At 55.9% G+C, this 23,789-nt stretch carries 21 protein-coding genes; 1 reads left to right on the forward strand and 20 read right to left on the reverse strand.

Annotated elements, in window-relative coordinates; all coding sequences use genetic code 11:
* Nucleotides 1–9 precede the first annotated feature (9 nt).
* The 10 genes from prmC to BMX91_RS11940 form a co-directional block, all read right to left on the reverse strand.
* Nucleotides 10–876 (reverse strand): peptide chain release factor N(5)-glutamine methyltransferase, encoded by an 867-nt coding sequence (gene prmC, locus BMX91_RS11895; RefSeq protein ID WP_092054538.1) that lies wholly within the window; start codon nucleotides 874–876, stop codon nucleotides 10–12.
* A complete protein-coding gene (gene prfA, locus BMX91_RS11900) occupies nucleotides 863–1,939 on the reverse strand; it encodes a peptide chain release factor 1 (protein ID WP_092054541.1) in 1,077 nt (358 codons plus the stop codon). Before prfA ends, prmC begins: the two co-directional genes overlap by 14 nt.
* 149 nt (nucleotides 1,940–2,088) lie before the next feature.
* A complete protein-coding gene (locus BMX91_RS11905) occupies nucleotides 2,089–2,700 on the reverse strand; it encodes a thymidine kinase (RefSeq protein WP_092054691.1) in 612 nt (203 codons plus the stop codon).
* A 195-nt stretch (nucleotides 2,701–2,895) separates the two neighbouring features.
* A complete protein-coding gene (gene rpmE, locus BMX91_RS11910; RefSeq protein WP_092054544.1) occupies nucleotides 2,896–3,111 on the reverse strand; it encodes a 50S ribosomal protein L31 in 216 nt (71 codons plus the stop codon).
* Nucleotides 3,112–3,401: 290 nt separating this feature from the next.
* A complete protein-coding gene (gene rho / locus BMX91_RS11915; RefSeq protein WP_092054547.1) occupies nucleotides 3,402–4,688 on the reverse strand; it encodes a transcription termination factor Rho in 1,287 nt (428 codons plus the stop codon).
* A 104-nt stretch (nucleotides 4,689–4,792) separates the two neighbouring features.
* Nucleotides 4,793–5,758: a class II fructose-bisphosphatase gene (gene glpX, locus BMX91_RS11920; RefSeq protein WP_092054549.1), complete on the reverse strand. Its 966-nt coding sequence runs from the start codon at nucleotides 5,756–5,758 to the stop codon at nucleotides 4,793–4,795.
* A gap of 106 nt (nucleotides 5,759–5,864) precedes the next feature.
* A complete protein-coding gene (locus BMX91_RS11925) occupies nucleotides 5,865–7,160 on the reverse strand; it encodes a UDP-N-acetylglucosamine 1-carboxyvinyltransferase (protein ID WP_092054693.1) in 1,296 nt (431 codons plus the stop codon).
* Nucleotides 7,161–7,189: 29 nt separating this feature from the next.
* Complete coding sequence (fsa, locus tag BMX91_RS11930) at nucleotides 7,190–7,837, reverse strand: fructose-6-phosphate aldolase (RefSeq protein WP_092054696.1); 648 nt, start codon at nucleotides 7,835–7,837, stop codon at nucleotides 7,190–7,192.
* Nucleotides 7,838–7,920: 83 nt separating this feature from the next.
* Entirely contained in the window at nucleotides 7,921–8,778 is an 858-nt protein-coding gene (locus BMX91_RS11935; RefSeq protein ID WP_092054552.1) for a class II fructose-bisphosphate aldolase, read from the reverse strand.
* Between the two features lie 94 nt (nucleotides 8,779–8,872).
* Complete coding sequence (locus BMX91_RS11940) at nucleotides 8,873–9,229, reverse strand: response regulator (protein ID WP_092054699.1); 357 nt, start codon at nucleotides 9,227–9,229, stop codon at nucleotides 8,873–8,875.
* Nucleotides 9,230–9,393: 164 nt separating this feature from the next.
* On the opposite strand from BMX91_RS11940, the gene BMX91_RS11945 reads away from it, so the two are divergent.
* Complete coding sequence (locus BMX91_RS11945) at nucleotides 9,394–9,912, forward strand: DUF2529 family protein (RefSeq protein ID WP_092054555.1); 519 nt, start codon at nucleotides 9,394–9,396, stop codon at nucleotides 9,910–9,912.
* 189 nt (nucleotides 9,913–10,101) lie between these two features.
* On the opposite strand, the gene BMX91_RS11950 is transcribed toward BMX91_RS11945, so the two are convergent.
* The 10 genes from BMX91_RS11950 to BMX91_RS11990 all read right to left on the reverse strand — a co-directional run bounded on the left by BMX91_RS11950 (nucleotide 10,102) and on the right by BMX91_RS11990 (nucleotide 23,647).
* On the reverse strand, nucleotides 10,102–11,700 hold the full coding sequence (locus BMX91_RS11950) for a CTP synthase (protein ID WP_092054558.1): 1,599 nt from the start codon (nucleotides 11,698–11,700) through the stop codon (nucleotides 10,102–10,104).
* A gap of 144 nt (nucleotides 11,701–11,844) precedes the next feature.
* Complete coding sequence (gene rpoE, locus BMX91_RS11955) at nucleotides 11,845–12,390, reverse strand: DNA-directed RNA polymerase subunit delta (RefSeq protein WP_177168375.1); 546 nt, start codon at nucleotides 12,388–12,390, stop codon at nucleotides 11,845–11,847.
* A 72-nt stretch (nucleotides 12,391–12,462) separates the two neighbouring features.
* Nucleotides 12,463–12,621, reverse strand: a complete 159-nt coding sequence (locus BMX91_RS15790) for a hypothetical protein (protein WP_177168376.1) — start codon at nucleotides 12,619–12,621, stop codon at nucleotides 12,463–12,465.
* Nucleotides 12,622–12,730: 109 nt separating this feature from the next.
* Nucleotides 12,731–15,994: a fused isobutyryl-CoA mutase/GTPase IcmF gene (gene icmF, locus BMX91_RS11960; protein WP_092054564.1), complete on the reverse strand. Its 3,264-nt coding sequence runs from the start codon at nucleotides 15,992–15,994 to the stop codon at nucleotides 12,731–12,733.
* Nucleotides 15,991–16,650, reverse strand: a complete 660-nt coding sequence (locus BMX91_RS11965; RefSeq protein ID WP_092054567.1) for a TetR/AcrR family transcriptional regulator — start codon at nucleotides 16,648–16,650, stop codon at nucleotides 15,991–15,993. The genes icmF and BMX91_RS11965 overlap by 4 nt, the downstream gene beginning before the upstream one ends.
* Nucleotides 16,647–17,786 carry an acyl-CoA dehydrogenase gene (locus BMX91_RS11970; RefSeq protein ID WP_092054570.1) on the reverse strand — a complete coding sequence of 380 codons (1,140 nt, stop codon included), beginning with the start codon at nucleotides 17,784–17,786 and terminating at the stop codon, nucleotides 16,647–16,649. Before BMX91_RS11970 ends, BMX91_RS11965 begins: the two co-directional genes overlap by 4 nt.
* A gap of 284 nt (nucleotides 17,787–18,070) precedes the next feature.
* Nucleotides 18,071–19,207, reverse strand: a complete 1,137-nt coding sequence (locus BMX91_RS11975) for an acyl-CoA dehydrogenase (RefSeq protein ID WP_092054573.1) — start codon at nucleotides 19,205–19,207, stop codon at nucleotides 18,071–18,073.
* 39 nt (nucleotides 19,208–19,246) lie between these two features.
* Nucleotides 19,247–20,098 (reverse strand): 3-hydroxybutyryl-CoA dehydrogenase, encoded by an 852-nt coding sequence (locus BMX91_RS11980; protein WP_092054576.1) that lies wholly within the window; start codon nucleotides 20,096–20,098, stop codon nucleotides 19,247–19,249.
* Between the two features lie 2 nt (nucleotides 20,099–20,100).
* The gene (locus BMX91_RS11985; RefSeq protein WP_092054579.1) at nucleotides 20,101–21,306 is read right to left on the reverse strand and encodes an acetyl-CoA C-acetyltransferase; all 1,206 of its coding nucleotides are present in this window, start codon (nucleotides 21,304–21,306) and stop codon (nucleotides 20,101–20,103) included.
* A 184-nt stretch (nucleotides 21,307–21,490) separates the two neighbouring features.
* Entirely contained in the window at nucleotides 21,491–23,647 is a 2,157-nt protein-coding gene (locus tag BMX91_RS11990; protein WP_092054582.1) for a (Fe-S)-binding protein, read from the reverse strand.
* Between the last annotated feature and the right edge of the window lie 142 nt (nucleotides 23,648–23,789).

Raw genomic sequence — 23,789 nt, forward strand, 5'->3', positions numbered from 1 at the left:
AACTAGAATTTATTGCTGCTTTATCTCACAGAATACCATCCGGTCCTTGCCGTTGATGTCCCGGACGACCTCAACAAAAGCAGCCGGAAAAGCAACCCTAAACAGCTCCCGGACAGCCGATCCTTGGTCATGGCCGATTTCGACTCCGATCAATCCCGTGTCCGACATCAGATCCGGAAGCGAAGCGGCGAGCGTACGGTAATGGGCAAGCCCCCTGTCCGCCGCGAACAGCGCTCCATGCGGCTCGTGGCCGGTGACCGTATCGGACATGCCCGCTTTATCCTCTGGATCGATATAAGGAGGATTGGAAAGGACGATATCCCACCGGGTGCCTGCAAGCGGTGCAGCCATATCCCCTTCCAGGAACGAAATCTCCGCGCCCAGCTGCTCCGCGTTTTCACGTGCGACCCGGATCGCAGCAGATGAAATGTCCGTCGCCGTCACATCCGAATCCGGCCGCTCCAACTTGAACGTCACGGCAATCGCGCCACTCCCCGTTCCGATGTCGGCCATCTTCAGACCGCCTTTTGCGGGCCAGATCCGCCCGGCCCGGGCGAGCGCGCCCAAGACCAGCTCCTCCGTTTCCGGCCTTGGAATGAGGACATCCGAAGTGACCGTGAAGAGCCGACCGCAGAATTCTTCCTTGCCGGTCACATATTGTAGCGGAACACCTGCCGCCATTCGCGCAATCCCTGCAAAGAAGCGGTTCCGCTCATCTTCTCCGACCGGTTCACGCAGCCGGATAAGCAGCTGTGTGCGGCTCAGGCCAAGCACGTCCATCAGAAACAGTTCCGCTGCATGCGGTTCTCGGCCCGCTTTCATTAGTTGTTCTTTCCCATCCGCGAGAATCGCGGCAGCCGTATTACTCTGCCGCATCCAGCGACTCCAGACGCGCAGCCTGTTCTTCCATGATGAGCGCGTCGACCACTTCATCGAGCTTCCCGCTGATAATTTGGTCCAGCTTCTGAATCGTCAGGCCGATGCGGTGGTCGGTCACACGGTTTTGAGGAAAGTTGTACGTCCGGATGCGTTCGGAGCGGTCCCCGGACCCGACTGCGGATTTGCGAATTGCGTCATACTCCGCCTGTGCTTCCCGGTGAAACTTGTCATAGACCCTGGCACGCAGGACCTTCATCGCTTTTTCCTTGTTCTTGATCTGGGATTTTTCGTCCTGGCAGGAGACGACGATTCCGGTTGGCAAGTGCGTCAGCCGTACTGCGGACATCGTTGTGTTGACCGACTGGCCACCGGGTCCGCTTGACGCAAATGTATCCGTGCGGATGTCTTTATCATGGATGTCGATTTCAACTTCTTCCGCCTCGGGCAGGCAGGCAACCGTCGCGGTCGATGTATGGATACGGCCGCCTGATTCCGTCTCGGGCACTCGCTGGACGCGATGCGCCCCGTTCTCAAACTTGAGCCGGGAATAGGCGCCGCTTCCGCTGATCATGAAAATGATCTCTTTAAAGCCTCCGAGCCCTGTCGGAGATGCGTCGATCACGTCGGTCTTCCAGCCTTTCGACTCAGCGTATCGGCTATACATCCGGAACAGGTCGCCCGCGAAAAGTGCTGCCTCGTCTCCCCCTGCCGCCCCGCGAACTTCCATGATGACGTTTCTCGAATCGTTCGGGTCCTTTGGCAAGAGCAGGAGCTTCAGCTTTTCCTCCATTTCCCCGATGTCTGTTTCTAGCCCCGAGACTTCTTCTTTCACAAGCTCCTTCATCTCGGCGTCCAGCTTATCCTCAAGCATCTCTTTTGCATCCGATAGCTCGTCGGAAGCTTTTTTGTAGGCCCTGTATACTTCGACTGTCTCGGCGATCTCCGACTGTTCCTTCGAGTACTTCCGCAGCAGGCCAGTGTCCTGCACGACCCCCGGATCGCTCAGCAGTTCATTGAGTTTTTCATAGCGGTCTTCAACCGCCTGAAGGCGTTCATACATAAGGGATTCCTTCCTCCCGCATCTTCAGATTGGCATCAGGGAGCCCCTACGGTCCCCTAAAGTCATTGTTCCGGTTCATTCATCCAATCATTATAACTCAAAAAGCACCCGGCCGTCATCGGCCGGGTGTATCGGTCATGCATTGTGGATTAGCTTTCTGCCTCTGAGCGATTTTTCACACTCACTCCATTCGGCACTTCATGGTGAAGTCTGCAACGCGGTTCATAGGCTTCCTCCGCGCCGACGAGGATGACCGGGTCATTATAGTGCGCCGGCTTCCCGTCGATCAGCCGCTGTGTCCGGCTTGCCGGCGACCCGCAAACCGCGCAGACCGCCTGGAGTTTCGTAACAAGTTCCGCGGTGGCCATGAGTTCCGGTATCGGGCCGAACGGCTCTCCGCGAAAATCCTGGTCAAGCCCCGCGATGATGACACGGTAGCCATGGTTCGCAAGTTCCGCAACGGTCTCTACGATCCCCTCATCAAAAAACTGGGCTTCATCGATTCCCACCACATCTACGGTATCATCGATATGGCGCCAGATATCGGCCGCTTTGGCAACCGGCAAGGCCACGATCTCATTACCGTTATGGCTGACGACCGCTGTCTCACTATACCGGTCGTCAATCGCCGGCTTAAAAACGGCGATTGATTGTTTGGCGAACTGGGCTCGGCGGACACGGCGAATCAGTTCTTCGGACTTCCCCGAAAACATGCTGCCGCAAATTACCTCGGCCCAGCCTCCCTGCATTGAAACGAACATCCGGTTTTCCCCTTTCGACCTCAGGGGCACTCCCCCGATCCTGGCTTTCCAGGTTTCCATCTTAACGGATTTCGAGAAGTATTTCCCGTCTTTATTTTTGTCGGTGGATATGTTATAGGAACTGCGTGACCCGCTTATCCAGCGCATGCAAAAACCCGCCCGCCGCGGGTGCGGCGGACGGGTTTTATGCAGGAATTACTCCTGGCCTTCTTCTTTGAGGCCATATTTCTTGTTGAAGCGGTCGATACGGCCGTCGGCTGCAGCGAACTTCTGGCGACCCGTGTAGAATGGGTGGCACGCGGAGCAGACTTCAACTTTGATGTCTTCTTTCACGGAACCAGTTTCGAAAGAGTTGCCGCAAGAGCAAGTAACTTTCGCTGTCTTGTATTCCGGGTGAATGGCTGTTTTCATGAAATTCTTCTCCTCTCGCCCTGAACCATCTGGAACAGAGTTAAATTATCGTACTGCAGCCTTACACGGCCATACAGGCGAGCCGTATATGCTGTCAGATAGTCGCAAACTTACACAGAACATTATAGCACCGTATCCGGGTTAATGCAAATGATAAATCCGGGTCCTTGCACAGGACTTTTCAATAATAAAATGGCCTCTGCCCGTTGTCAATCAGAGAATACCGGAAGGCTGATCCGAACAGGAAGTGCTCACATTCAAAGCTTTCCGATTTCCCCTTCCCGTCCTTATTATAGCAGTCCCTTGCCGCCCCGCTTTTCTTTCATCTCACGGTTCAGCAGCTCGAAAAATTCTTCGTTGGTTTTCGTGCCGCGAAGCTTTTTGAGGAAGCGTTCGGCAAAGTCCGGTGTGTCAGAGAAGGTGCGCCGGATGGCCCATAGCTTGTCCAGGCGCTGCTTTGGCAGGAGGAGTTCCTCTTTTCTCGTGCCGGAGCGGCGGATGTCGAGCGCAGGGAAAATGCGGCGTTCGGCAAGGTGACGGTCCAGGTGGAGTTCCATATTGCCTGTTCCCTTGAATTCCTCGTAGATGACATCATCCATCCTGGAGCCGGTGTCTACAAGAGCTGTTGCAAGGATCGTCAGGCTGCCACCTTCTTCCAGATTACGCGCAGCGCCGAAAAATCGCTTTGGACGGTGGAGCGCAGCCGGGTCGATCCCGCCCGACAGTGTCCTGCCGCTCGGCGGAATGACGAGGTTGTAGGCGCGCGCGAGCCGGGTGATCGAGTCCATCAGGATGATGACATCCCGCTTGTGCTCGACCAGCCGCATCGCCCGTTCAAGTACAAGCTCGGCAACTCTCACATGGTGGTCCGGCAGCTCATCGAACGTCGAGCTGACGACATCCGCATCAACAGAGCGCTCGATATCGGTCACTTCTTCCGGACGCTCATCAACAAGCAGGACGATGAGTTCCGCCTCCGGGTGATTTTCCGTAATGGAATTCGCGATCTCTTTCAGGAGCTGGGTCTTTCCCGCCTTCGGCTGAGCGACGATGAGGCCGCGCTGGCCGAATCCTACCGGGGAGACGATATCCATGATCCGTGTGGACAGCTGATGCGGCTCTGTCTCCAGCTTGATCTGACGTTCCGGGTAGAGCGGGGTCAGGGCCGGAAAATGGACGCGTTCTTTCGCGGTTTCCGGGTCCTCCCCGTTCACTGCCCCGACCTGCAGCAGGCCGTAGTAGCGCTCATTTTCTTTGGGCGGCCGGACTTTGCCGCTCACCCGGTCACCGTTCCGCAGGTCAAAACGGCGGATCTGGGAAGCCGAAATATAAATATCTTCCATGCTCGGCGAATAGTTGATCGGTCGGAGGAAACCATAGCCCTCTGTCGGGATGATTTCCAGTACGCCTTCCATGAAGAAATAGCCTTCCTGTTCGGCGCGGGATTTAAGGATTGCAAAAATCAGTTCTTTTTTCGTCAGTTTGCTGTAGTAGGAGATATTCAGTTTACGGGCCAGGCCGTAAAGCTCTTTAAGGGTCTTTTCCTTCATGCCAGCCAGTGTGAGTTCTTCCGCCATCGGGCGGTCACCTCTTTTCGTTCAGTTGGGGATGTCAGCGCCCGAGGGCGTATGCGAAGTGATGAAGAAGGAGATGCCCGGCGTTTCCGCCGGGCATGGGTTGATCAGTATTCCATGACGTAATGCGGCTTTTTCTGAAGGCTGTGACGGCCTTCGACAAAGCGCACTGTACCTGACTTGGCACGCATGACGAGAGAGTGGGTAGAGCCGTAGGCCCCTTTGAATTGGACACCTTTCAGGAGTTCGCCGTCGGTCACGCCTGTGGCGGCGAAGATGGCATCATCGCCCTTGACGAGGTCTTCCATGCGGAACACTTTTTCGATATCCAGGCCCATCTTGCGGCAGCGTTCGATTTCTCCTTCGTTTGACGGGACGAGGCGGCCCTGGATCTCACCGCCGAGGCACTTCAGGCCGACTGCGGAGATGACCCCTTCTGGAGCGCCGCCGGAACCGAACAGAATGTCGACGCCTGTATCGTCGAACGCCGTGTTGATCGCACCGGCGACATCACCGTCATTGATCAGCTTGATGCGTGCGCCGGCATCCCGGATTTCCTGGATGATTCTGGCGTGCCGTTCACGGTGAAGTACCGTTGCGACGACATCTTCGATATCTTTGTTTTTCGCCTTGGCGACAGCCCGGAGGTTGTCGATGATCGGCGCATCGATGTCGACCTGGCCCACTGCCTCTGGGCCGACCGCGATTTTTTCCATGTACATGTCTGGCGCGTGAAGAAGATTGCCGCGGTCCGCTACAGCCAGGACCGCGAGTGCGTTCCAGCCGCCTGATGCCACAATATTCGTCCCTTCAAGCGGATCGACTGCAACATCGACCGCAGGGCCGGAGCCGGTACCGAGTTCTTCTCCTATGTAGAGCATTGGCGCTTCGTCCATTTCCCCTTCGCCGATTACGACAACGCCCTGCATCGGGATTGTGTCGAAAACGGTGCGCATCGCGCTTGTCGCCGCGTCGTCCGCCTCGTTTTTCAGGCCGCGCCCCATCCAGCGGGCGGAGTTTAGCGCCGCCGCCTCTGTGACACGTACAAGTTCCATCGATAAGCTGCGTTCCATCGTGCACTTCCTTTCTCCCCGCAATGCGGGAAAGCAAAATCTATTTTGCGGTCCGTCCGGCAGGAATATCCTGCCGCCGGCCGCTTAAAAGTCAATCAGGTTACTGTCAGGAATTGCCTTTGTCCTTGCCGGATAAAGCGCCGGCAGGCACGCGAACTTTTCGGATGTCCGCCCCGAGGCCGCTAAGCTTGCCGATCAGGTTGGAGTAGCCGCGCTCGATATGGTGGATTGCATGCACTTCCGTCTCACCCTCCGCGATCAGTCCCGCAAGGACAAGTGCGGCGCCGGCACGAAGGTCGGTCGCCCGCACGGAAGCTCCCTGGAGCTCAAGCGGTCCGGTGATGATTGCAGCACTTCCCTCAACACGCGCATCCGCGTTCATGCGGCGCAGTTCATCGATATGCTTAAACCGTGCCGAGTAGATTGTGTCGGTCACAACCGACGTTCCTTTCGCCTGCGTGAGAAGGACGGACATCGGTTGCTGGAGGTCAGTCGCAAACCCCGGATAGACGAGTGTTTTCACATCGATCGCCCGGAGCGGCCGCTCCGGTTTTGGAATGATGATCCGCTCCTCTTCTTCAATGAGGTTCACGCCCATTTCCCGCAGCTTCGCCGTGAGTGCCTCCACGTGAAACGGAATGACGTTGTCCACCGTGACACCGGCTCCAACCGCAGCTGCCATGATCATGAATGTCCCGGCCTCGATTCGGTCCGGGATGATGGTGTGGGTAGTTCCCGACAGCGACTCAACGCCTTCGATCCGGATGATATTGGTGCCGGCACCTTTGATATTGGCCCCCATGTTCGACAGGAGCGTCGCGACATCAATGATTTCGGGCTCTTTGGCCGCATTTTCAATGGTCGTCCGTCCCTCTGCGAGGACAGCGGCAAGCATAATGTTGATGGTCGCCCCGACACTTGCCACATCAAGATAGATTTTGGCGCCGCGCAGCTTCTCCGCGCGGAGGTAAATGGAGCCGTGTTCATTCGTCACTTTAGCCCCCAGTGCCTCAAACCCTTTGATATGCTGGTCAATCGGCCGCGGACCGAGATGGCAGCCGCCAGGCAGACCGATCACAGCCTTGCCGAACCGGCCGAGCATCGCCCCCATCAAATAGTAGGAGGCACGAAGTTTTTTGACATTTCCATTTGGAAGCGGCATATCGATCATTCCGGTCGGGTCGATCTTCATCGTCCCGTCCCGGAACGTGACAGCCCCTCCGATTTCTTCCAGGAGCGCCTTGAGCGTAAAGACATCCGCGATTTCAGGCAGTCCTTCGATTGAGACTTCCGAGCCGGCCAGGATCGAGGCCGGGATAAGAGCGACCGCGCTGTTCTTGGCGCCGCTCACTTTGATCGTTCCTTTTAATTCCCGTCCGCCGTTGATTTTGTAGACGTCCATATCGTTTCCCTCGTTCCGAAAGAGTTCCGTCACTCGGCAGTCCGCTTGTTCCAGTCTGCGAGGAACGCTTCAAGACCCTTTTCCGTCAGCGGATGGTTGAACATCTGCTTAAGGACCTTGAGCGGAGTCGTTGAGATGTGTGCGCCGTTCAGCGCCGCATCTGTGATGTGCTGCGGGTGGCGGATTGATGCCGCGATGATTTCCGTTTCGATGCCGTGCGTGTTAAAGATTTCCGAAATGGTCGCAATCAGGTCCATCCCGTTGTGGCCGATGTCATCCAGGCGCCCAAGGAATGGCGAGACGTATGTGGCTCCCGCACGGGCCGCAAGCAGCGCCTGGTTCGCACTGAAGATGAGGGTAACGTTTGTCTTTATGCCCTCTTTGGCGAAAGTGGAGCATGCAGCAAGGCCATCCGGTGTCATCGGGAGCTTGACCGTGATGTTCGGTGCAATCGCTGCAAGTTCACGTCCTTCCCGGATCATTTCTTCCGCTTCAGTCGCAATGACTTCCGCGCTTACAGAGCCCGGAACCAGTTCCGCGATCTCTTTAAGCCGATCATGGAACGGTACGTTCTCCTTGGCGACGAGCGATGGGTTCGTCGTGACGCCTGATAGGATGCCCCATGCGTGTGCTTCCTTGATTTCGTCAAAATTAGCTGTATCGATGAAAAATTTCATGTCTGTGTCCTCCCCGGAAGATTCTCTGATGAATGGAAAGAAGGAGATGATGCCTTGCACCTCTCCCGCTTCTCCCCTTGTTTTTAAGCTTTCCCGGAACTGCCGAATTCACGCATCTTGCCTTTGACGGTTTCTTTGATGGCTTCGCGTGCAGGGCCGAGATATTTGCGAGGGTCATAGACCTCTTTGTCGTTGTCCAGGATTTCGCGGATGACATTGGTCGACGCGATCTGATTCTCGGTGTTGACGTTGATCTTAGCCGTTCCGAGTGAAATGGCGCGCTGAATGTCTTTTGTCGGGATGCCCGTGCCGCCGTGCAGGACAAGCGGGAGATCCGACTGCTTCGAGATTTCTTCCATCTCTTTGAATCCGAGATTCGGTTCGCCTTTATAAGGGCCGTGAACCGATCCGAGCGCAGGTGCCAGGCAGTCGATGTCCGTCTGCTTAACAAGCTCTTCACACTCTTTTGGATCTGCATAGATCACGCCGTCCGCGATGACGTCATCTTCCTGGCCGCCTACGACGCCAAGCTCCGCTTCGACGGATGCGCCGTGTTTGTGGGCATACTCGACGACTTCGGATGTGATCCGGATATTTTCCTCAAGCGGTTGGGACGATGCATCGATCATGACAGATGTGAAGCCCGCATCAACCGCTTCTTTACATTTTTCAAAGGAAGAGCCGTGGTCAAGATGGATTGCGACCGGTACGCTCGTTCCGTAGGATTCCATTAGGCCGTTAACCATTGGCACAACCGCCTTGAAGCCACCCATATACTTTGCGGCGCCTTCGGAAACACCCAGGATGACCGGGGATTTCTCCTCCTCGGCCGCTTGAAGGATCGCCTGTGTGAATTCCAGGTTGTTGATATTGAACTGACCGACCGCATAGCCTTCTTTTCTTGCTTTATTTAGCATGTCCGTCATGGAGACAAGTGCCATACTCGATTCCTCCTTCGAAAATGGGAAGTCAATCTTTCGTTTTTACACCTTTCCATCATATCAAAAACAGGCAGTGTCCGCCACTGCCCGCCGGTCACGCCAGGATTCCGCCGATCTCGCTTCGGAGCTCATGAATGTCGAACGGCTTTGTGAAATACTTCTCGGCTCCAAGTGCTTTCGCCGCGTCAATCTGTTCCTGTTCACCATACGCAGTCATCATGAAAACCGGAATATCCGGCTTGGCTGACTTGAACTGTCTAAGGACCTCGATGCCATCCATGCCGGGCATTTTCATATCGAGCAGCACGCAGTCCGGAGGGGACTGTGTAAACAGTTCTATCGCTTCAAATCCGTTTTTCGCAACAGAAGTCTCATACCCGTCGCGCTTGAACACTTCCTGCAGCAGAAGACGGATGCCGTTCTGGTCATCAACAATCAATATCCGTTTCATATGGCCAGTCACTACTTTCATAATATTCTATGTTTTCTACCATCCGTATAACCTTATCATTTTCTTTTCATTTATGACACTTTTTCAAAGTGGAAATTGATGCAGCGGCGCCTGCTTGGACGCCTGAGCTCTGTCCTTTATAATGGAGCCGGAGGGATACTCATATGAAAATGCTGACTACACAAATGTCCGGACTGCTCCAGCGCATCGCCGGACGTGAAGAAGAGATGATCGGCATGACTGCCCGACTTCTCGCACAAGCAACCGCAGGGCAAGGCAGAGTGTTCATCGCAGCGTTTGGCGAGCTCGGCGCAGTAAGCGCAAACGCGATCCGCGGCCAGGAGCCGCTTAAGGGTGCCGTGCGTTTCCACGGAGAAGAAATCGACAGCACGGACAGAGTTTGGATTCTTGCAAGGCATGCATCCGACAAAGAAGCACTGACACTCGCCCGCCGGCTGGCTGAGCAGTTCATCCCGTTTGCCGCGGTGGCTGATGAGCCCGAAGATGCCGAGGGCAATGAGCTCGCAGAACTTGCCACCGCTTATGTGTCACTTGGGGTCAAGCGCGGCCTGCTTCCGTCCGATGACGGCGGGCGAACCGTCTTTCCCCACGCCCTTGCAGGACTGTTTGTCTACGAAGCCGTCCGGATGGATTACGAGGAGCTGCTTTCCGAATTCGGCTGAACCCGGCGCCCTGTTATCAGACAGGGCGTTTTTATGTATGGATTGTTATGTAACCTATCATAAAACAAAAGTGATATCGTGAATACCTCTATCTGTAAACTTATGGTTTATCTGTTGGAAGTCGGACTTCAGAGGACATAAAAAAGGCCAGGCCCCTGCCGTTTTGAGGGAACCTGGCTTGTCCTTTATTTAGTTATTGCCGATTGAAGCACGGATGAATTCTCTGAACAGCGGCTGAGGACGGTTCGGGCGCGACACGAATTCCGGGTGGAATTGGCATGCGACAAACCATTTATGTTCCGGCAGCTCGACAATCTCGACAAGTCGGCCGTCAGGGCTGAGACCGGAAAAGACGAAGCCCGCTTTTTCGAATGTCTCGCGGAATTCATTGTTGAATTCAAAGCGGTGGCGGTGGCGCTCATACACGAGGTCCTCGCCGTAAGCTTCGTGAGCCTTCGTGCCGGCCTTGAGCTTGCACGGATAGATGCCGAGGCGCAATGTGCCGCCGAGGTCTTCCAGGTCTTTCTTATCCGGCATGATGTCGATGATCGGGAACGCTGTCGACGGATCCAGTTCCGAGGAGTGCGCGCCGTCCATGTTCATGACGTGCTGGGCATACTCGACCGAAGCCAGCTGCATGCCAAGGCAAATGCCGAAGAATGGCACATTGTTTGTGCGCGCGTACTCGACTGCAGCGATCTTGCCGTCGATGCCTCGGTCGCCGAAGCCGCCAGGTACCAGTACGCCATCGCAATCGGAAAGGAGTTCCGCCGCATTGTCGCGGCTGATATCTTCAGCGTTGATCCAGTCGACTTCGATCTCAGCGTCAAATGCGAACCCGGCATGGCGCAGCGCTTCGACCACTGAGATGTAGGCATCCTGGAGTTCCACGTATTTGCCGACCAGGCCGATCTTCACTGTCTTAGAAAGAGACTTTACCTTCTGGACAAGTGCTGTCCAGTCGTCGAGCTCCGGCTTCGGAGCATCCAGGCGGAGATGGTCGAGGACGAGGTCATCCATGCCCTGAGCGTGAAGTCTGAGCGGGATTTCGTAGAGCGTCTCCGCATCACGGGACTCGATCACTTCTTCCGGACGGATGTCGCAGAAAAGCGCGATCTTGTCTTTCATGTCCTGAGGAACCGGCTGCTCGGTGCGGACGACAATGAGGTTCGGCTGGATGCCGAGGCCGCGGAGTTCCTTGACGCTGTGCTGTGTCGGCTTGGTTTTCATCTCACCTGCCGCATGAATAAACGGAATCAGTGTGCAGTGGATGTACATGACTTCATTCCGGCCGAGGTCGGAACGGAGCTGGCGGATCGCTTCAAGGTAAGGCAGCGATTCAATATCACCGACGGTACCACCGATTTCGGTAATGACGACATCCGCATTCGTCTCTTTGCCGGCGCGCAGCACACGTTGCTTGATTTCGTTCGTAATGTGCGGAATGACCTGGACGGTTGCCCCGTTGTAGTCTCCGCGCCGCTCTTTTTTCAGGACGGTGGAGTAGACTTTCCCGGTAGTCACCGCGGAGTATTTCGTCAGGTTGATGTCGATGAAACGCTCATAGTGGCCGAGGTCGAGGTCTGTTTCCGCGCCGTCTTCGGTCACGAACACCTCACCATGCTGATACGGGCTCATCGTGCCCGGGTCCACGTTGATATACGGATCGAACTTCTGGATGGTCACTTCCAGCCCACGGTTCTTCAGCAGACGGCCGAGGGATGCTGCGACAATCCCTTTTCCGAGTGAAGATACGACGCCGCCGGTTACAAAGATATACTTGGTCATTACAAAATCTCCTCCTGTCAGTCCCAAAAACAAAAAAGGCCCCCCTGCAAACCGTTCTGCAGGGGAGCGCATACGCACAATTTAATCTCCTCAATCAGAGGAGCCCGAACTAAATCATAAACCTGTGACGACGATTCGTCAAGTTCAAACTTCCTCTTCGTCCTCGTCGTCTTCTTCGTCTGCAAGATCGATCTCGCCGTCAAGCAGTTCATCCTCTTCATCGTCAAGTTCATCGACGTCTTCCTCGGCGTCTTCTTCCTCTTCATCGTCGATTTCGAAGTCTTCTTCCTCTTCGTCAGCGAACTCATCGAAGTCCTCATCGAAGTCGACATCCTCATCGTCCTCGATAATCTCTTCATCATCGTCTTCTACGACTTTAGCTTTGGCCTTCCGCTTGCGCACTTTAACCGACGGTGCAGTCTCTTCCTCAATCTTGTCTACCGGGTACCACTCACGAAGGCCCCAGCGACCGTCACCCAGGGCGAGGAACCGCCCGTCGATATTCATATCTGTATAGAAGCGGACAAGGCGTTCCTTGGCTTCTTTCTCGGACAGGCCGACCAGACGGCCGAGCTCTGCCATGAGAGCCGGAAACTCCATCGGCTCACGGCGCTCTTCCAAGAGGGCGAAAGCAAGGTCAATCAGGGCTTCTTCTTTTAATTGTTCCTGTGTCAGATCTTGAAGGTTCATCAGGAGCACGTCCTTTCTGCATGCGTTGGCATAATCACCATTATATACAATCCACTTCCCGCTATGCTACCTTCAACTTTTGTTTTTCAATGTCCGCCAGCCGCTGAAGAACAGATAGAACAGTTGGGCGGACAGCAAAATCAGCGGAGCGGCGGCAAGACCGCGGTTGTACAGGGCTATGGACAGGACGATCAGGATTACCATAATGACCACGTGATAGGACGTTTTCAACGGGAGGCCCTCCTCTTCGCTTCTTCCTACATTATACAACAGAAGAAAAAATAGATGTCCCGCGGAAGCGGGACATCCGGAAATTTTTTCATCAGGCCGGCAAAAGCCCTTACATGTTTCTGCGGTATTGCCCGCCCACTTCGTAAAGGGCTGCCGTGATCTGTCCAAGGCTGGCGACCCTGACCGTGTCCATCAGGGCCTCGAAGATATTGCCGCCGGAGACGGCCGCTGTCTTCAGCCGGCCGAGAGCCTCCTGCGTGCGCTCTCCGTTCCGTTCCTGGAACGACTTCAGGTTGCGGATCTGGGTCTCTTTCTCTTCCTTCGTCGCGCGCGCAAGCTCCATGTTGTCGATATCATCCTCGGAAGGCGGGTTCGGGTTCAGGTAGGTGTTGACGCCGACAATCGGCAGTTCCCCCGAATGCTTGAGGTGCTCGTAATACATGGACTCTTCCTGGATCTTACCACGCTGATATTGGGTCTCCATCGCGCCCAGAACACCGCCACGGTCATTCAGGCGATCGAATTCATCCAGGACGGCCTGCTCCACAAGATCAGTAAGTTCTTCTGCGATAAACGCCCCTTGGAGAGGGTTCTCGTTTTTCGAGAGGCCATGCTCTTTCGTGATGATCATCTGGATCGCCATGGCGCGCCGGACCGATTCCTCGGTCGGTGTTGTGATTGCCTCATCATAGGCGTTCGTATGGAGCGAGTTGCAGTTGTCCTGCAGAGCCATAAGCGCCTGCAGCGTCGTCCGGATATCATTAAAGTCGATTTCCTGGGCATGAAGGCTCCGTCCGGATGTCTGAATGTGGTACTTCAGCTTCTGGCTGCGATCGTTTGCACCGTACTTCTCCCGCATCGCAATTGCCCAGATTCGGCGGGCGACGCGGCCGATGACCGTATATTCAGGATCAAGGCCGTTCGAGAAGAAGAACGACAGGTTCGGTGCGAAGTCATCGATGTTCATGCCGCGGCTCAGGTAGTACTCCACATAGGTGAATCCGTTTGCCAGCGTGAATGCCAGCTGGGAAATCGGATTCGCCCCCGCCTCGGCGATATGGTACCCCGAGATCGACACAGAGTAGTAATTGCGGACCTGATGATCGATAAAGTACTGCTGGATATCCCCCATCATGCGGAGCGCAAACTCGGTCGAGAAGATGCACGTGTTCTGGCCCTGGTCTTCCTTCAGAATATCCGCCTGGACGGTGCCGCGGACAGTCTGGAGCGTCTTTTCGCGGACTTCCGTGAATTCTTCCACGGTCAGTGTGCGGCCGAGCTCCTCTTCTCTTTTCTTCACCTGCTGGTCGATTGCAGTGTTCATGAACATCGCAAGGATGATCGGCGCAGGGCCGTTGATCGTCATCGAGACTGACGTGGACGGTGCGCAAAGATCGAATCCGTCGTACAGCTTTTTCATGTCATCGAGCGTGCACACCGACACGCCGGATTCGCCGACTTTTCCGTAGATATCAGGACGGTATGCCGGGTCTTCGCCGTAGAGCGTGACCGAGTCGAATGCCGTGGACAGCCGTTTTGCATCGTCGTCCTTCGAGAGATAGTGGAACCGGCGGTTTGTCCGCTCAGGCGTCCCTTCTCCGGCAAACTGGCGCTTCGGGTCTTCCCCCTGGCGCTTGAACGGGAAGACGCCTGCCGTATACGGGAACGAGCCCGGCACGTTTTCCGCATATACCCAGCGGAGGATTTCCCCGTAGTCCTTGAACTTCGGAAGGGCGACCTTCGGAATCTTCAGGCCTGCAAGGCTTTCCGTCCTGAGGATCGTCCTGATCTCCCTGTCACGGACCTTCGTGACAAACTCTTCCCCGGAATACGCTTCCTTCAGGCTTTCCCAGTTCTCAAGTATGCGTTTCGACTCCGCCGACAGCTCACTTTTCACCCCGTCGATCAGGGACTGGAGAGATGCTTCAAGCGCTTCGTCCCCGTCCTTTTCGCGGATCATGGAAAGCGTGCCTTCCAGCTGGAACAGACGTCGTCCGAGCTCTGCCTGCTGCTCCGCGCGCTTGTGATAGTCACGGATCGTATCCGTGATTTCGCGCAGGTAATAGCGGCGGTCATTCGGGATGATGACGTTCTGCTTCTGGGTTTTGACGAACTGTTTGTAAGACGTTTCCCACCCAAGGCTGAATTTGTCGTTAAGCACATCGACTATTGCCGCGAACAGCGAGTTTGTGCCTTTGTCGTTGAACTGGCTGGCGATCGTGCCGTACACCGGCATCTCATCAACCTGGCGGTCCCAAAGCTGCCGGCTCCGCTGATACTGTTTCTGCACTTGGCGAAGGGCGTCCTCTGAACCTTTACGTTCGAACTTATTGATCGCGATCAGGTCTGCGAAGTCGATCATGTCGATCTTCTCAAGCTGTGTAGGCGCACCGAATTCGCTTGTCATCACATACATCGAGGCATCTGCGATTTCCGCGACTTCCGCATCCCCCTGTCCGATCCCGCTCGTCTCGACGATAATGAGGTCAAAGCCAGCGGCACGGACGACATCGAGCACATCCCGGATCGCTCCGGACAGTTCGGAGCGGGACCCGCGCGTCGCGAGGCTTCTCATATAGACACGGTCGCTGAAGATTGCGTTCATGCGGATCCGGTCGCCGAGGAGCGCGCCGCCCGTCTTCTGCTTTGTCGGATCGATCGACAGGATAGCCACCTTCTTGTCCGGAAGCTCGTGGAGGAATCGGCGGATCAGTTCGTCAGTCAGTGAGCTTTTCCCGGCGCCTCCCGTTCCCGTGATTCCGAATACCGGTGTTTCTTTCGACAGCTTGCGGACGGCTTCGAGCATCTTTTCCGCTTCTTCGGCCTGGCCCATATGCGCGTCTTCTGCCAGTGTGATCAGACCGGAAAGCAGCGGCACATCATTCGCGGAGAGCGCTTCCGGATTACCGAGCTGCTTCTTCTCGGACGTCTTGTAGTCGCACTGCTTCAACATCTCGTTGATCATTCCCTGCAGGCCGAGACGGCGACCGTCCTCAGGGGAGAAAATCCCGGAGATGCCGTAGTCATGAAGCTCCTTGATCTCTTTCGGAATGATGACGCCTCCGCCTCCGCCGTATACGCGGATATGCGGTGCGCCCTTTTCCTTCAGGAGGTCATGCATGTATTTGAAGTATTCGACGTGGCCGCCCTGGTAGGAAGAGATCGCGATCCCCTGCACGTCTTCCTGGATGGCTGCATTGACGACTTCCTCAACGGAACGGTTGTGGCCCAGATGGATCACTTCAGCACCGCTTGACTGCAGAATGCGTCGCATGATGTTGATGGAGGCATCGTGGCCGTCAAACAGGCTGGATGCCGTAACGAACCGGACATGATTGACCGGCTTGTAGACTTCGACTGGTGCCGTTGTCATTTTACTTCCCCCTTCTGCGGACGGCCCGCCACCCCGTAGAGCAGCTGGTCCGTCAGCATATCGATGAATTCCCTTAATGTGAACTGTTTGCGGAGCGTCCAGCGGCGGAATGCCCACATCTGTCCCTGGACGATGATATGGTGTGCCCCGAGCCGGGCTTCCTTCTCGGATAGAGTGATCTCCCCCGCTTCAGAACAGCCGGCAAGCATCCGCTCGAACAGGCCGGCCATCTCAAGCTCCTTCTCGAGCACATAGCTGAGCGCCGCCTTCGGCAGTGACTTCGTCTCCTGATACATGACTGTGAATTCGTCATCCATCTCATCGATCGTTTCGATATAGAGCCGGATGGCGTTTTTCAGTCCTTTGATTGTCCCCTGCTGTTCCGCAAGCGGTGCCAGCCGGTCATGCACTTCCTCATAAATCCTGTCACACACCAAATAGAGGACATCTTCCTTTGTCCGGATATATTCATAGAGTGTGCCGATGCTGAAGCCCGCTTCCTTTGCGATTTCCCGCGTGGTCGTGCGGTGGAACCCCTTCTCCCTGAACAGTTTCACCGCTCCGCGGATCATCTGGTCGCGGCGCTTCTCGATCAGTGATTCGTCTTTTACCGACGACTTCACCTCGTGGCGCACCGACGTCTTTTTTTCGGTCATTTCGTCAGCATGCGGGAGATGACGAGCCGCTGGATCTCCTGCGTGCCCTCATAGATCTGAGTGATCTTCGCGTCACGCATAAATCGCTCGACCGGATAATCCTTCGTATAGCCGTATCCGCCGTATACCTGGACTGCCTCCACCGTGACCTTCATCGCGGTATCGCCCGCCATCAGCTTTGCCATCGCGGATTCCTTGCCGTACGGAAGGCCGTTCGACTCGAGCCAGGCCGCCTGATAAGTGAGGAGTCGGGAAGCCTCGATCGAAGTAGCCATGTCGGCAAGCTTGAAGCCGATTCCCTGGTTCGCCGCGATCGGCTTGCCGAACTGCTCGCGCTCTTTCGCATAGGAAACCGAGTGGTCCAGTGCGCCCTGCGCGATGCCGACCGCCTGTGCAGCGATGCCGTTGCGGCCGCCATCCAGCGTCTTCATCGCAATGATGAAGCCCTGGCCCTCTTCGCCGAGGAGGTTTTCCGCAGGGACCTTGCAGTTATCAAAGATGACTTCTGTCGTCGGGGACGAACGGATGCCAAGCTTTTTCTCTTTCTTTCCGACGGAGAAGCCCTCGAAGTCCTTTTCCACGATGAACGCGCTCGTGCCCTTGTGCTTGGAAGAAGGGTCGGTGACCGCGAACACGATATACGTGTCGGCGATGCCGCCGTTCGTGATGAACATCTTCGAGCCGTTCAGGATGTAGTGGTCGCCGTCCTTTTTGGCAGTTGTCTTCATGCCGCCCGCATCAGAGCCGGAGCCTGCTTCCGTCAGGCAATAGGCACCGATTTTAGAGCCTTCCGCCATCGGACGGAGGTACTTCTGCTTCTGCTCTTCCGTGCCGTATTTAAAGACCGGCCAGCCGGCAAGCGATGTGTGTGCGGAAAGAACGACGCCCGCTGATGCATCCACGCGGGACAGCTCCTCGACTGCGATGACATAGGCGAGGAAATCGGAGCCGATGCCGCCGTACTCTTCCGGCCAGGGAATGCCTGTCAGGCCGAGTTCTGCCATCTTGTGAAACAGCTCGACGTCGAAGCGCTCTTCCTCATCGCGCTCTGCCGCTGTCGGTGCGACTTCCTTTTCTGCAAAATCGCGGACCATTTTACGGATCATTTCGTGTTCTTCGGACAGTTTAAAGTTCATTTTCGTCTTCCACCTTTCGGTAATCGGCAAGGCCGTAGATTGGAGTGGTAATGAAGTTTCTGTATCTGAATAACGGGGGGCGCCATTGTGTACTTTCGTCGGGCCATTGTGTACTTTCGGGACACTTTGGTGTACTTTCGGCGTTTCTTTATGGACTTTCACGACCACTTTGTGTACTTTCGGCACTCCATGGTGTACTTTCGCGCAAAGCGCTTGCGGGCGCAGAACACCTCACTTTGTGAGTGACTTGCCGCCCAACGCTTTGCTTGTGGGCGCAGAACACCTCACTTTGTGAGGTGTTTGCTGATGACAATCCTCTGGATCTCGCTAGTGCCTTCATAGATCTGAGTGACTTTCGCGTCACGGAAGTAGCGCTCCACCGGATAGTCCTCGGTGTAACCATAGCCGCCGAATACCTGGATGGCTTCGATTGCGCAATCCATGGCCGCCTGGGAGGCGAACAGCTTCGCCATCGAGGCTTCCTTGCCTGCAGGCAACCCTTGGCCGTAAAGATCGGCCGCCTGATAGACGAGGAGGCGTGCTGCTTCGACGGATGTCGCCATGTCGGCGAGCTTGAATCCGATTCCCTGATTTGCCGCGATGGGCTTGCCGAACTGTACCCGTTCCTTGGCATAGGCGACAGCCGCATCAGTGGCGGCCTCGGCGATGCCGAGCGACTGGGCCGCAATTCCGATCCTGCCTGCATCGAGGTTGGCAAGGGCGATCTTGAATCCTTCACCTTCCTGGCCGAGCCTATTCTCCTCCGGCACTTCCATGTCTTCGAATGTCAGTTGGACAGTACGGGAGCCATGGAGCCCCATCTTTTCCTCGTCCTTGCCGATGATAAGCCCTGGTGTGCCTTTCTCGACGATGAACGCCGTTACGCCGCGGCTTCCCGCTTCCGGATTGGTGTTGGCGAAGACGATGTAGACATCCGCCTCTCCGCCGTTCGTGATGAACACTTTCGAACCGTTGAGCACATAGTGGCCGTCTTTTTTGGCCGCCTTCGTTTTCATCGCGCCGGCATCGGAGCCGGAAGACGGCTCGGTGAGGCAGAACGCGCCGAGATACTCGCCAGAAGCCATCTTCGGAATGTACTTCCGCTTCTGCTCTTCCGTGCCGAACTTCAGGATCGGGTTGATGCCGACTGATGTGTGGACGCTAAGAATCACGCCCATGACCGCGCTTACCTTCGACAGCTCATGGATGGCGATGATGTAGCTCGTGTAGTCCATCCCCGAGCCGCCGTACTCTTCCGGAACCGTGATGCCCATGAGGCCGAGCTCGCCCATCTTCCCAAGGAGCGGACGGGGAAACTCGCCCGCTTCCATCCGCGGGATAAACGGCTCCAACTCGTTTTTCGCAAAGTCACGCACCATCCGGCGCATCATTTTCTGTTCTTCGTTGAATGTGAAATTCATGGTGTGCACCCCATTTAATAAAAGCCGTTTAGGACAGGATTATTCATAGACATAAAATCCGCGGCCGGACTTTTTCCCGAGCCAGCCGGCGTTGACGTATTTGCGCAGAAGCGGGCATGGTCGGTACTTCGGATCGCCGAAACCGTCATGCAGCACTTCCATGATGTACAGGCATGTATCCAGGCCGATAAAGTCCGCAAGCTGAAGCGGCCCCATCGGATGGTTCATACCCAGCTTCATCACATCGTCGATCGCTTCCTTCGTTGCGACGCCTTCATAAAGCGTAAAGATCGCTTCATTGATCATCGGCATGAGTACCCGGTTGGAGACGAACCCGGGATAGTCGTTGACTTCGACAGGCGTCTTCGAAAGTTTTTTCGTCATGTCTTCGACCGCCTGGTAAGTCTCGTCGGTGGTTGCAAGGCCGCGGATGATTTCGACAAGTTTCATGACCGGCACCGGGTTCATGAAATGCATCCCGATCACCTGCCCCGGGCGCTTCGTGACCGCAGCGATTTCCGTGATCGGCAATGCGGAGGTGTTGGTCGACAAAATAGCGTGCTCCGCCGCGTGCTCATCCAACTGCCGGAAGATCGACTGCTTGATCTCCATTTTCTCGACGGCAGCCTCGATGATGAGGTCGGCATCCTTTGCGTCAGACAGATCTGTCGATTTGCGGATACGGCCGAGCGCCGCATTTTTATCCTCTTCCGTCATCCGGCTCTTTTCCACTCCCCGGGAAAGGTTTTTCGAAATGACGCCGAGTCCCTTTTCGTACGCTTCTTCACTGATATCGTTCAAGGTCACATCGAACCCAGCCTGGGCGCACACCTGTGCGATGCCTCCGCCCATCTGTCCGGCTCCGATGACCATTACGTGTTTGATCTCCATGATTACTCCCCCTGTCCCTGTTTCGGTACTTCGATCATGACGGCATCCCCCTGGCCGCCGCCGGAACAGATTGCCGCAATCCCGATGCCGCCGCCGCGGCGCTTGAGTTCATGCGCGAGCGTCAGGATGATTCTGGCACCGCTTGCGCCGATCGGGTGCCCGAGCGCAACCGCTCCGCCGTTGACATTGACTTTATCCGGATCGAGACCGGCGATCTTCGCGCTGGCAAGGGAGACGGCAGCGAACGCTTCGTTGATCTCGAACAGGTCGATCTCCTCAAGCGACTTGCCGCTCTTTTCCAGGATTTCATTGATCACAAGCCCCGGTGTCTGAGGGAAGTTTTCCGGCTCGACGGCCACTTCGGCATGGGCGATGATCTCCGCCAGGACATCTTTGCCTTCCTGCTTCGCCCGGTCCGAATCCATCAGGACAAGCGCGCAGGCACCGTCGTTGACACCCGGTGCGTTGCCTGCCGTGATCGTGCCTTCCTTGCCGAATGCCGGCTTCAGTTTCGCGAGCGACTCCGAAGAGGTATCGCGGCGTGGCGCTTCGTCTTCCCCGACATGGATCGTTTGCCCTTTGCGTGCCGGGACTTCGACCGGAACGATCTCCTCGACAAACAGGGCTTCATCAATCGCCTTCAGGGCACGTCGGTGGCTGCGGAGTGCCCATTCGTCCTGGGCAACGCGTGTGAGTTCCATCTTGTCGGCGGTGCTGTTCCCGTAGGTGCCCATATGCACCCGATCTGGGTGGAACGAGCAGGACAGCCCGTCATGGATCATGCCGTCAATCAGCGGCGCGTCGCCCATCTTCAGGCCGAAGCGGCCCTTCGGCATGTAGTACGGCGCATTCGACATCGACTCCATGCCGCCTGCCACGATTACTTGTTCTTCACCGAGGCGGATCAGCTGGTCGCCGAGCGTCACGGCACGCATGCCTGATGCACACACTTTGTTGATCGTCTCGGTCTTCACCTTCCACGGAATGCCCGCTTTGTTCGCTGCCTGCCGGGATGGGATTTGGCCCTGTCCGCCCTGAAGGACGGTGCCCATGATGACCTCATCTACATCTTCCGGTGATGTGCCGGTACGCTCAAGTGCTGCACGGATTGCCGTCCCTCCGAGATCGCTTGCCGTCCGAGAAGCGAGCAGCCCGCCAAACTTACCGAATGGTGTACGTGCCCCGCCGAGAATCGCCGTTTTTGCCATGATCGATTTCCCCCTTTTGATTTTGAGAGCGTTTTCATATCCTTTTCAGTGAATGCCGGGCGGCGTCTTTCTGTCAGAAGTGACTGAACGCTCGCTCGGCAAAATTCCTAACAAAAAGGGAGTGACCGGCACTCCCTCTTCCATTTGTTTCATTGTATCGAATTTTCAAAGAATCTGCAACGGCTTATTGGAGGATCGGTTCCGCTTCTTCCCCAGCCGGCTCGAGGTTATCCCCAAAGATCGAGAGTTCGAGAAGTTCCGCGACGTCGTAAGTGCCGACCTTGTCTTCCACTTCAACCGCTTTCGTGCCATCCGAGATCATGGTCAGGCAGTACGGGCAGGCTGAAGAGATGACGGACGGATTGACTTCGAGCGCCTGCTCGGTCCGTGCCACGTTGACCCGGTGGCCCTTGTCTTCTTCCATCCACATCAGTCCGCCGCCCGCGCCGCAGCACATGGCGTCTTCGCGGTTCCTGGCCATCTCGACCAGCTCGACGCCCGGGATGGACTTCAGGATTTCACGCGGCGCATCGTACACATCGTTGTAGCGTCCGAGGTAGCACGAGTCATGGAAGGTGATCTTCTCATTTACAGCGTATTTCGGTTTTAGCTTGCCCTCCATCAGAAGCTTATGGAGAAACTCGGTATGGTGATAGACGATGGCCTGGTAGCCAAAGTCCGGATACTCGTTTTTGAAGATGTTGTAAGCATGCGGGTCGATCGTGATGATCTTCCTGACTTCGTTCTTTTCGAACTCCTTGATGTTCGCTTCGGCCAGCTCCTGGAACAGGAATTCGTTTCCGAGGCGGCGTGGCGTATCACCGGAGTTTTTCTCCTTGTTTCCAAGGATGGCGAACTTCACGCCCGCTTCGTTCAGAAGATGCGCAAACGACAGCGCGATCTTCTGTGAGCGGTTGTCGAATGCGCCCATCGAGCCGACCCAGAGCAGATACTCGAAGTCTTCGCCTGATTTCTTGGCTTCCTTCACCGTCGGGATGTGGAGATCCGGACGCGCATCGCGCCAGTTCTCCTTTTCCTTCCGGTTGAGTCCCCAAGGGTTGCCCTGGCGCTCGATGTTCGTCATTGCGCGCTGTGCATCCGCATCCATGCGGCCTTCAGTCATGACGAGGTATCGGCGGAGGTCGATGATCTTGTCGACGTGTTCGTTCATGACCGGGCACTGGTCTTCACAGTTCCGGCAAGTCGTGCACGCCCAGATTTCCTCTTCCGTGATGACATCGCCGATCAGAGCAGGATTGTAGATGTCATCGATGACCGCACCCTCGGCGCCAGCCGCCATCGCGAGCTGGTTGCCGCGCGTGTCACTGAACATGAACTGCGGGACCCACGGTTTTTGCTTTGTCGTGACCGCGCCCGTGTTTGTCAGGTGGTCACGGAGTTTCGTGATGAGGTCCATCGGCGACAGCATCTTGCCCGTGCCGGTTGCCGGGCACATGTTCGTGCATCGGCCGCATTCCACGCAGGCGTAGAAGTCGAGCATCTGGAGCTGTGTGAAGTCCTCGATCTTCCCGACGCCGATTGAAGGCATCTCTTCTTCGCCATCTTCATCATCGTCTTCCTCAAGCGCGGCGAAATCGATCGGCGCGAGTTTCCCGCGGCGGTCAAAGCGCATCAGGTAGGTGTTTGCAGGGCCTGCGATCAGGTGAGCGTGCTTGGACTGCGGCACATACACGAGGAACGCGAGAAGCGTCAGCAGATGGACCCACCAGGCAATGAAGAATACGACGGCCGCCGCAGTCGGCGACATCCAGCTGAATGCGGAAGCGATCGCCGATGCCATCGGCTCCGTCCAGGTCGTCTCATGTCCGCGCCAGATCATGTTCATGCCGTTCGCAACGAGCGTCGACAGCATAAGTGTCCCGATGAAGATGAGGACGAGACCGGCTTTCCAGCCACGGCGCAGCCGGACGAGCTTCTCGACGTAGCGGCGGTAGAACGCCCAGATAACTGCAACGAGAATCATGAAGACAACGATTTCCTGGAAGAATGTGAAGAACGGATACACCGGCCCGAACGGCAGATGGGAACCCGGCTTCAGCCCTTTCCAGATCAGGTCGATCGCCCCGAACTGGACAAGCAGGAATCCATAGAAGAACATGACGTGGATAGCCCCGCTTTTTTTGTCCTTCAGAAGTTTTTTCTGTCCAAAAACGTTTGTCCAGACCGCGCGCAGCCGATCGTCGACCTTGGCGTCAAACTCCTCTTTTTTTCCGAGTCTGATAAAGTCAACGCGTGTCTTGACCACGTATGTGAACAATCCGAGCGCGTACGCAGTGACGGCCAGGAACAAAATCCAGTTGGCAATAAGCAATACGTTCACAATGGTCCCTCCCTTTCCGTTGCCGGGGGCACTGAATCCGCTTTCACATCTGACGGCTCTTAAGCCATATCCGGCATCTCTTTATGACTCCAGTGTAATAATGAATGAGCATTCAGTCAACAATATTTTTGAATTTTGTCCC

It is taken from the genome of Bhargavaea ginsengi, assembly GCF_900109165.1.
GTDB classification, from domain to species: Bacteria; Bacillota; Bacilli; order Bacillales_A; family Planococcaceae; genus Bhargavaea; species Bhargavaea ginsengi.

What these genes read in the sequence shown, in the direction of transcription:
- BMX91_RS11965 (WP_092054567.1), bottom strand. Translation starts at nt 16,650, where the DNA reads ATGACCGAAAAAAAGACGTCGGTGCGCCACGAGGTGAAGTCGTCGGTA.
- glpX (WP_092054549.1), bottom strand. Translation starts at nt 5,758, where the DNA reads ATGGAACGCAGCTTATCGATGGAACTTGTACGTGTCACAGAGGCGGCG.
- BMX91_RS11925 (WP_092054693.1), bottom strand. Translation starts at nt 7,160, where the DNA reads ATGGACGTCTACAAAATCAACGGCGGACGGGAATTAAAAGGAACGATC.
- prmC (WP_092054538.1), bottom strand. Translation starts at nt 876, where the DNA reads ATGCGGCAGAGTAATACGGCTGCCGCGATTCTCGCGGATGGGAAAGAA.
- BMX91_RS11975 (WP_092054573.1), bottom strand. Translation starts at nt 19,207, where the DNA reads ATGAATTTCACATTCAACGAAGAACAGAAAATGATGCGCCGGATGGTG.
- rpmE (WP_092054544.1), bottom strand. Translation starts at nt 3,111, where the DNA reads ATGAAAACAGCCATTCACCCGGAATACAAGACAGCGAAAGTTACTTGC.
- BMX91_RS11935 (WP_092054552.1), bottom strand. Translation starts at nt 8,778, where the DNA reads ATGGCACTTGTCTCCATGACGGACATGCTAAATAAAGCAAGAAAAGAA.
- BMX91_RS11945 (WP_092054555.1), top strand. Translation starts at nt 9,394, where the DNA reads ATGAAAATGCTGACTACACAAATGTCCGGACTGCTCCAGCGCATCGCC.
- BMX91_RS11940 (WP_092054699.1), bottom strand. Translation starts at nt 9,229, where the DNA reads ATGAAACGGATATTGATTGTTGATGACCAGAACGGCATCCGTCTTCTG.
- icmF (WP_092054564.1), bottom strand. Translation starts at nt 15,994, where the DNA reads ATGACAACGGCACCAGTCGAAGTCTACAAGCCGGTCAATCATGTCCGG.
- BMX91_RS11970 (WP_092054570.1), bottom strand. Translation starts at nt 17,786, where the DNA reads ATGAACTTTAAACTGTCCGAAGAACACGAAATGATCCGTAAAATGGTC.
- BMX91_RS11980 (WP_092054576.1), bottom strand. Translation starts at nt 20,098, where the DNA reads ATGGAGATCAAACACGTAATGGTCATCGGAGCCGGACAGATGGGCGGA.
- rho (WP_092054547.1), bottom strand. Translation starts at nt 4,688, where the DNA reads ATGGCGGAAGAACTCACACTGGCTGGCATGAAGGAAAAGACCCTTAAA.
- fsa (WP_092054696.1), bottom strand. Translation starts at nt 7,837, where the DNA reads ATGAAATTTTTCATCGATACAGCTAATTTTGACGAAATCAAGGAAGCA.
- BMX91_RS11985 (WP_092054579.1), bottom strand. Translation starts at nt 21,306, where the DNA reads ATGGCAAAAACGGCGATTCTCGGCGGGGCACGTACACCATTCGGTAAG.
- BMX91_RS11905 (WP_092054691.1), bottom strand. Translation starts at nt 2,700, where the DNA reads ATGTTCGTTTCAATGCAGGGAGGCTGGGCCGAGGTAATTTGCGGCAGC.
- prfA (WP_092054541.1), bottom strand. Translation starts at nt 1,939, where the DNA reads ATGTATGAACGCCTTCAGGCGGTTGAAGACCGCTATGAAAAACTCAAT.
- BMX91_RS11950 (WP_092054558.1), bottom strand. Translation starts at nt 11,700, where the DNA reads ATGACCAAGTATATCTTTGTAACCGGCGGCGTCGTATCTTCACTCGGA.
- rpoE (WP_177168375.1), bottom strand. Translation starts at nt 12,390, where the DNA reads ATGAACCTTCAAGATCTGACACAGGAACAATTAAAAGAAGAAGCCCTG.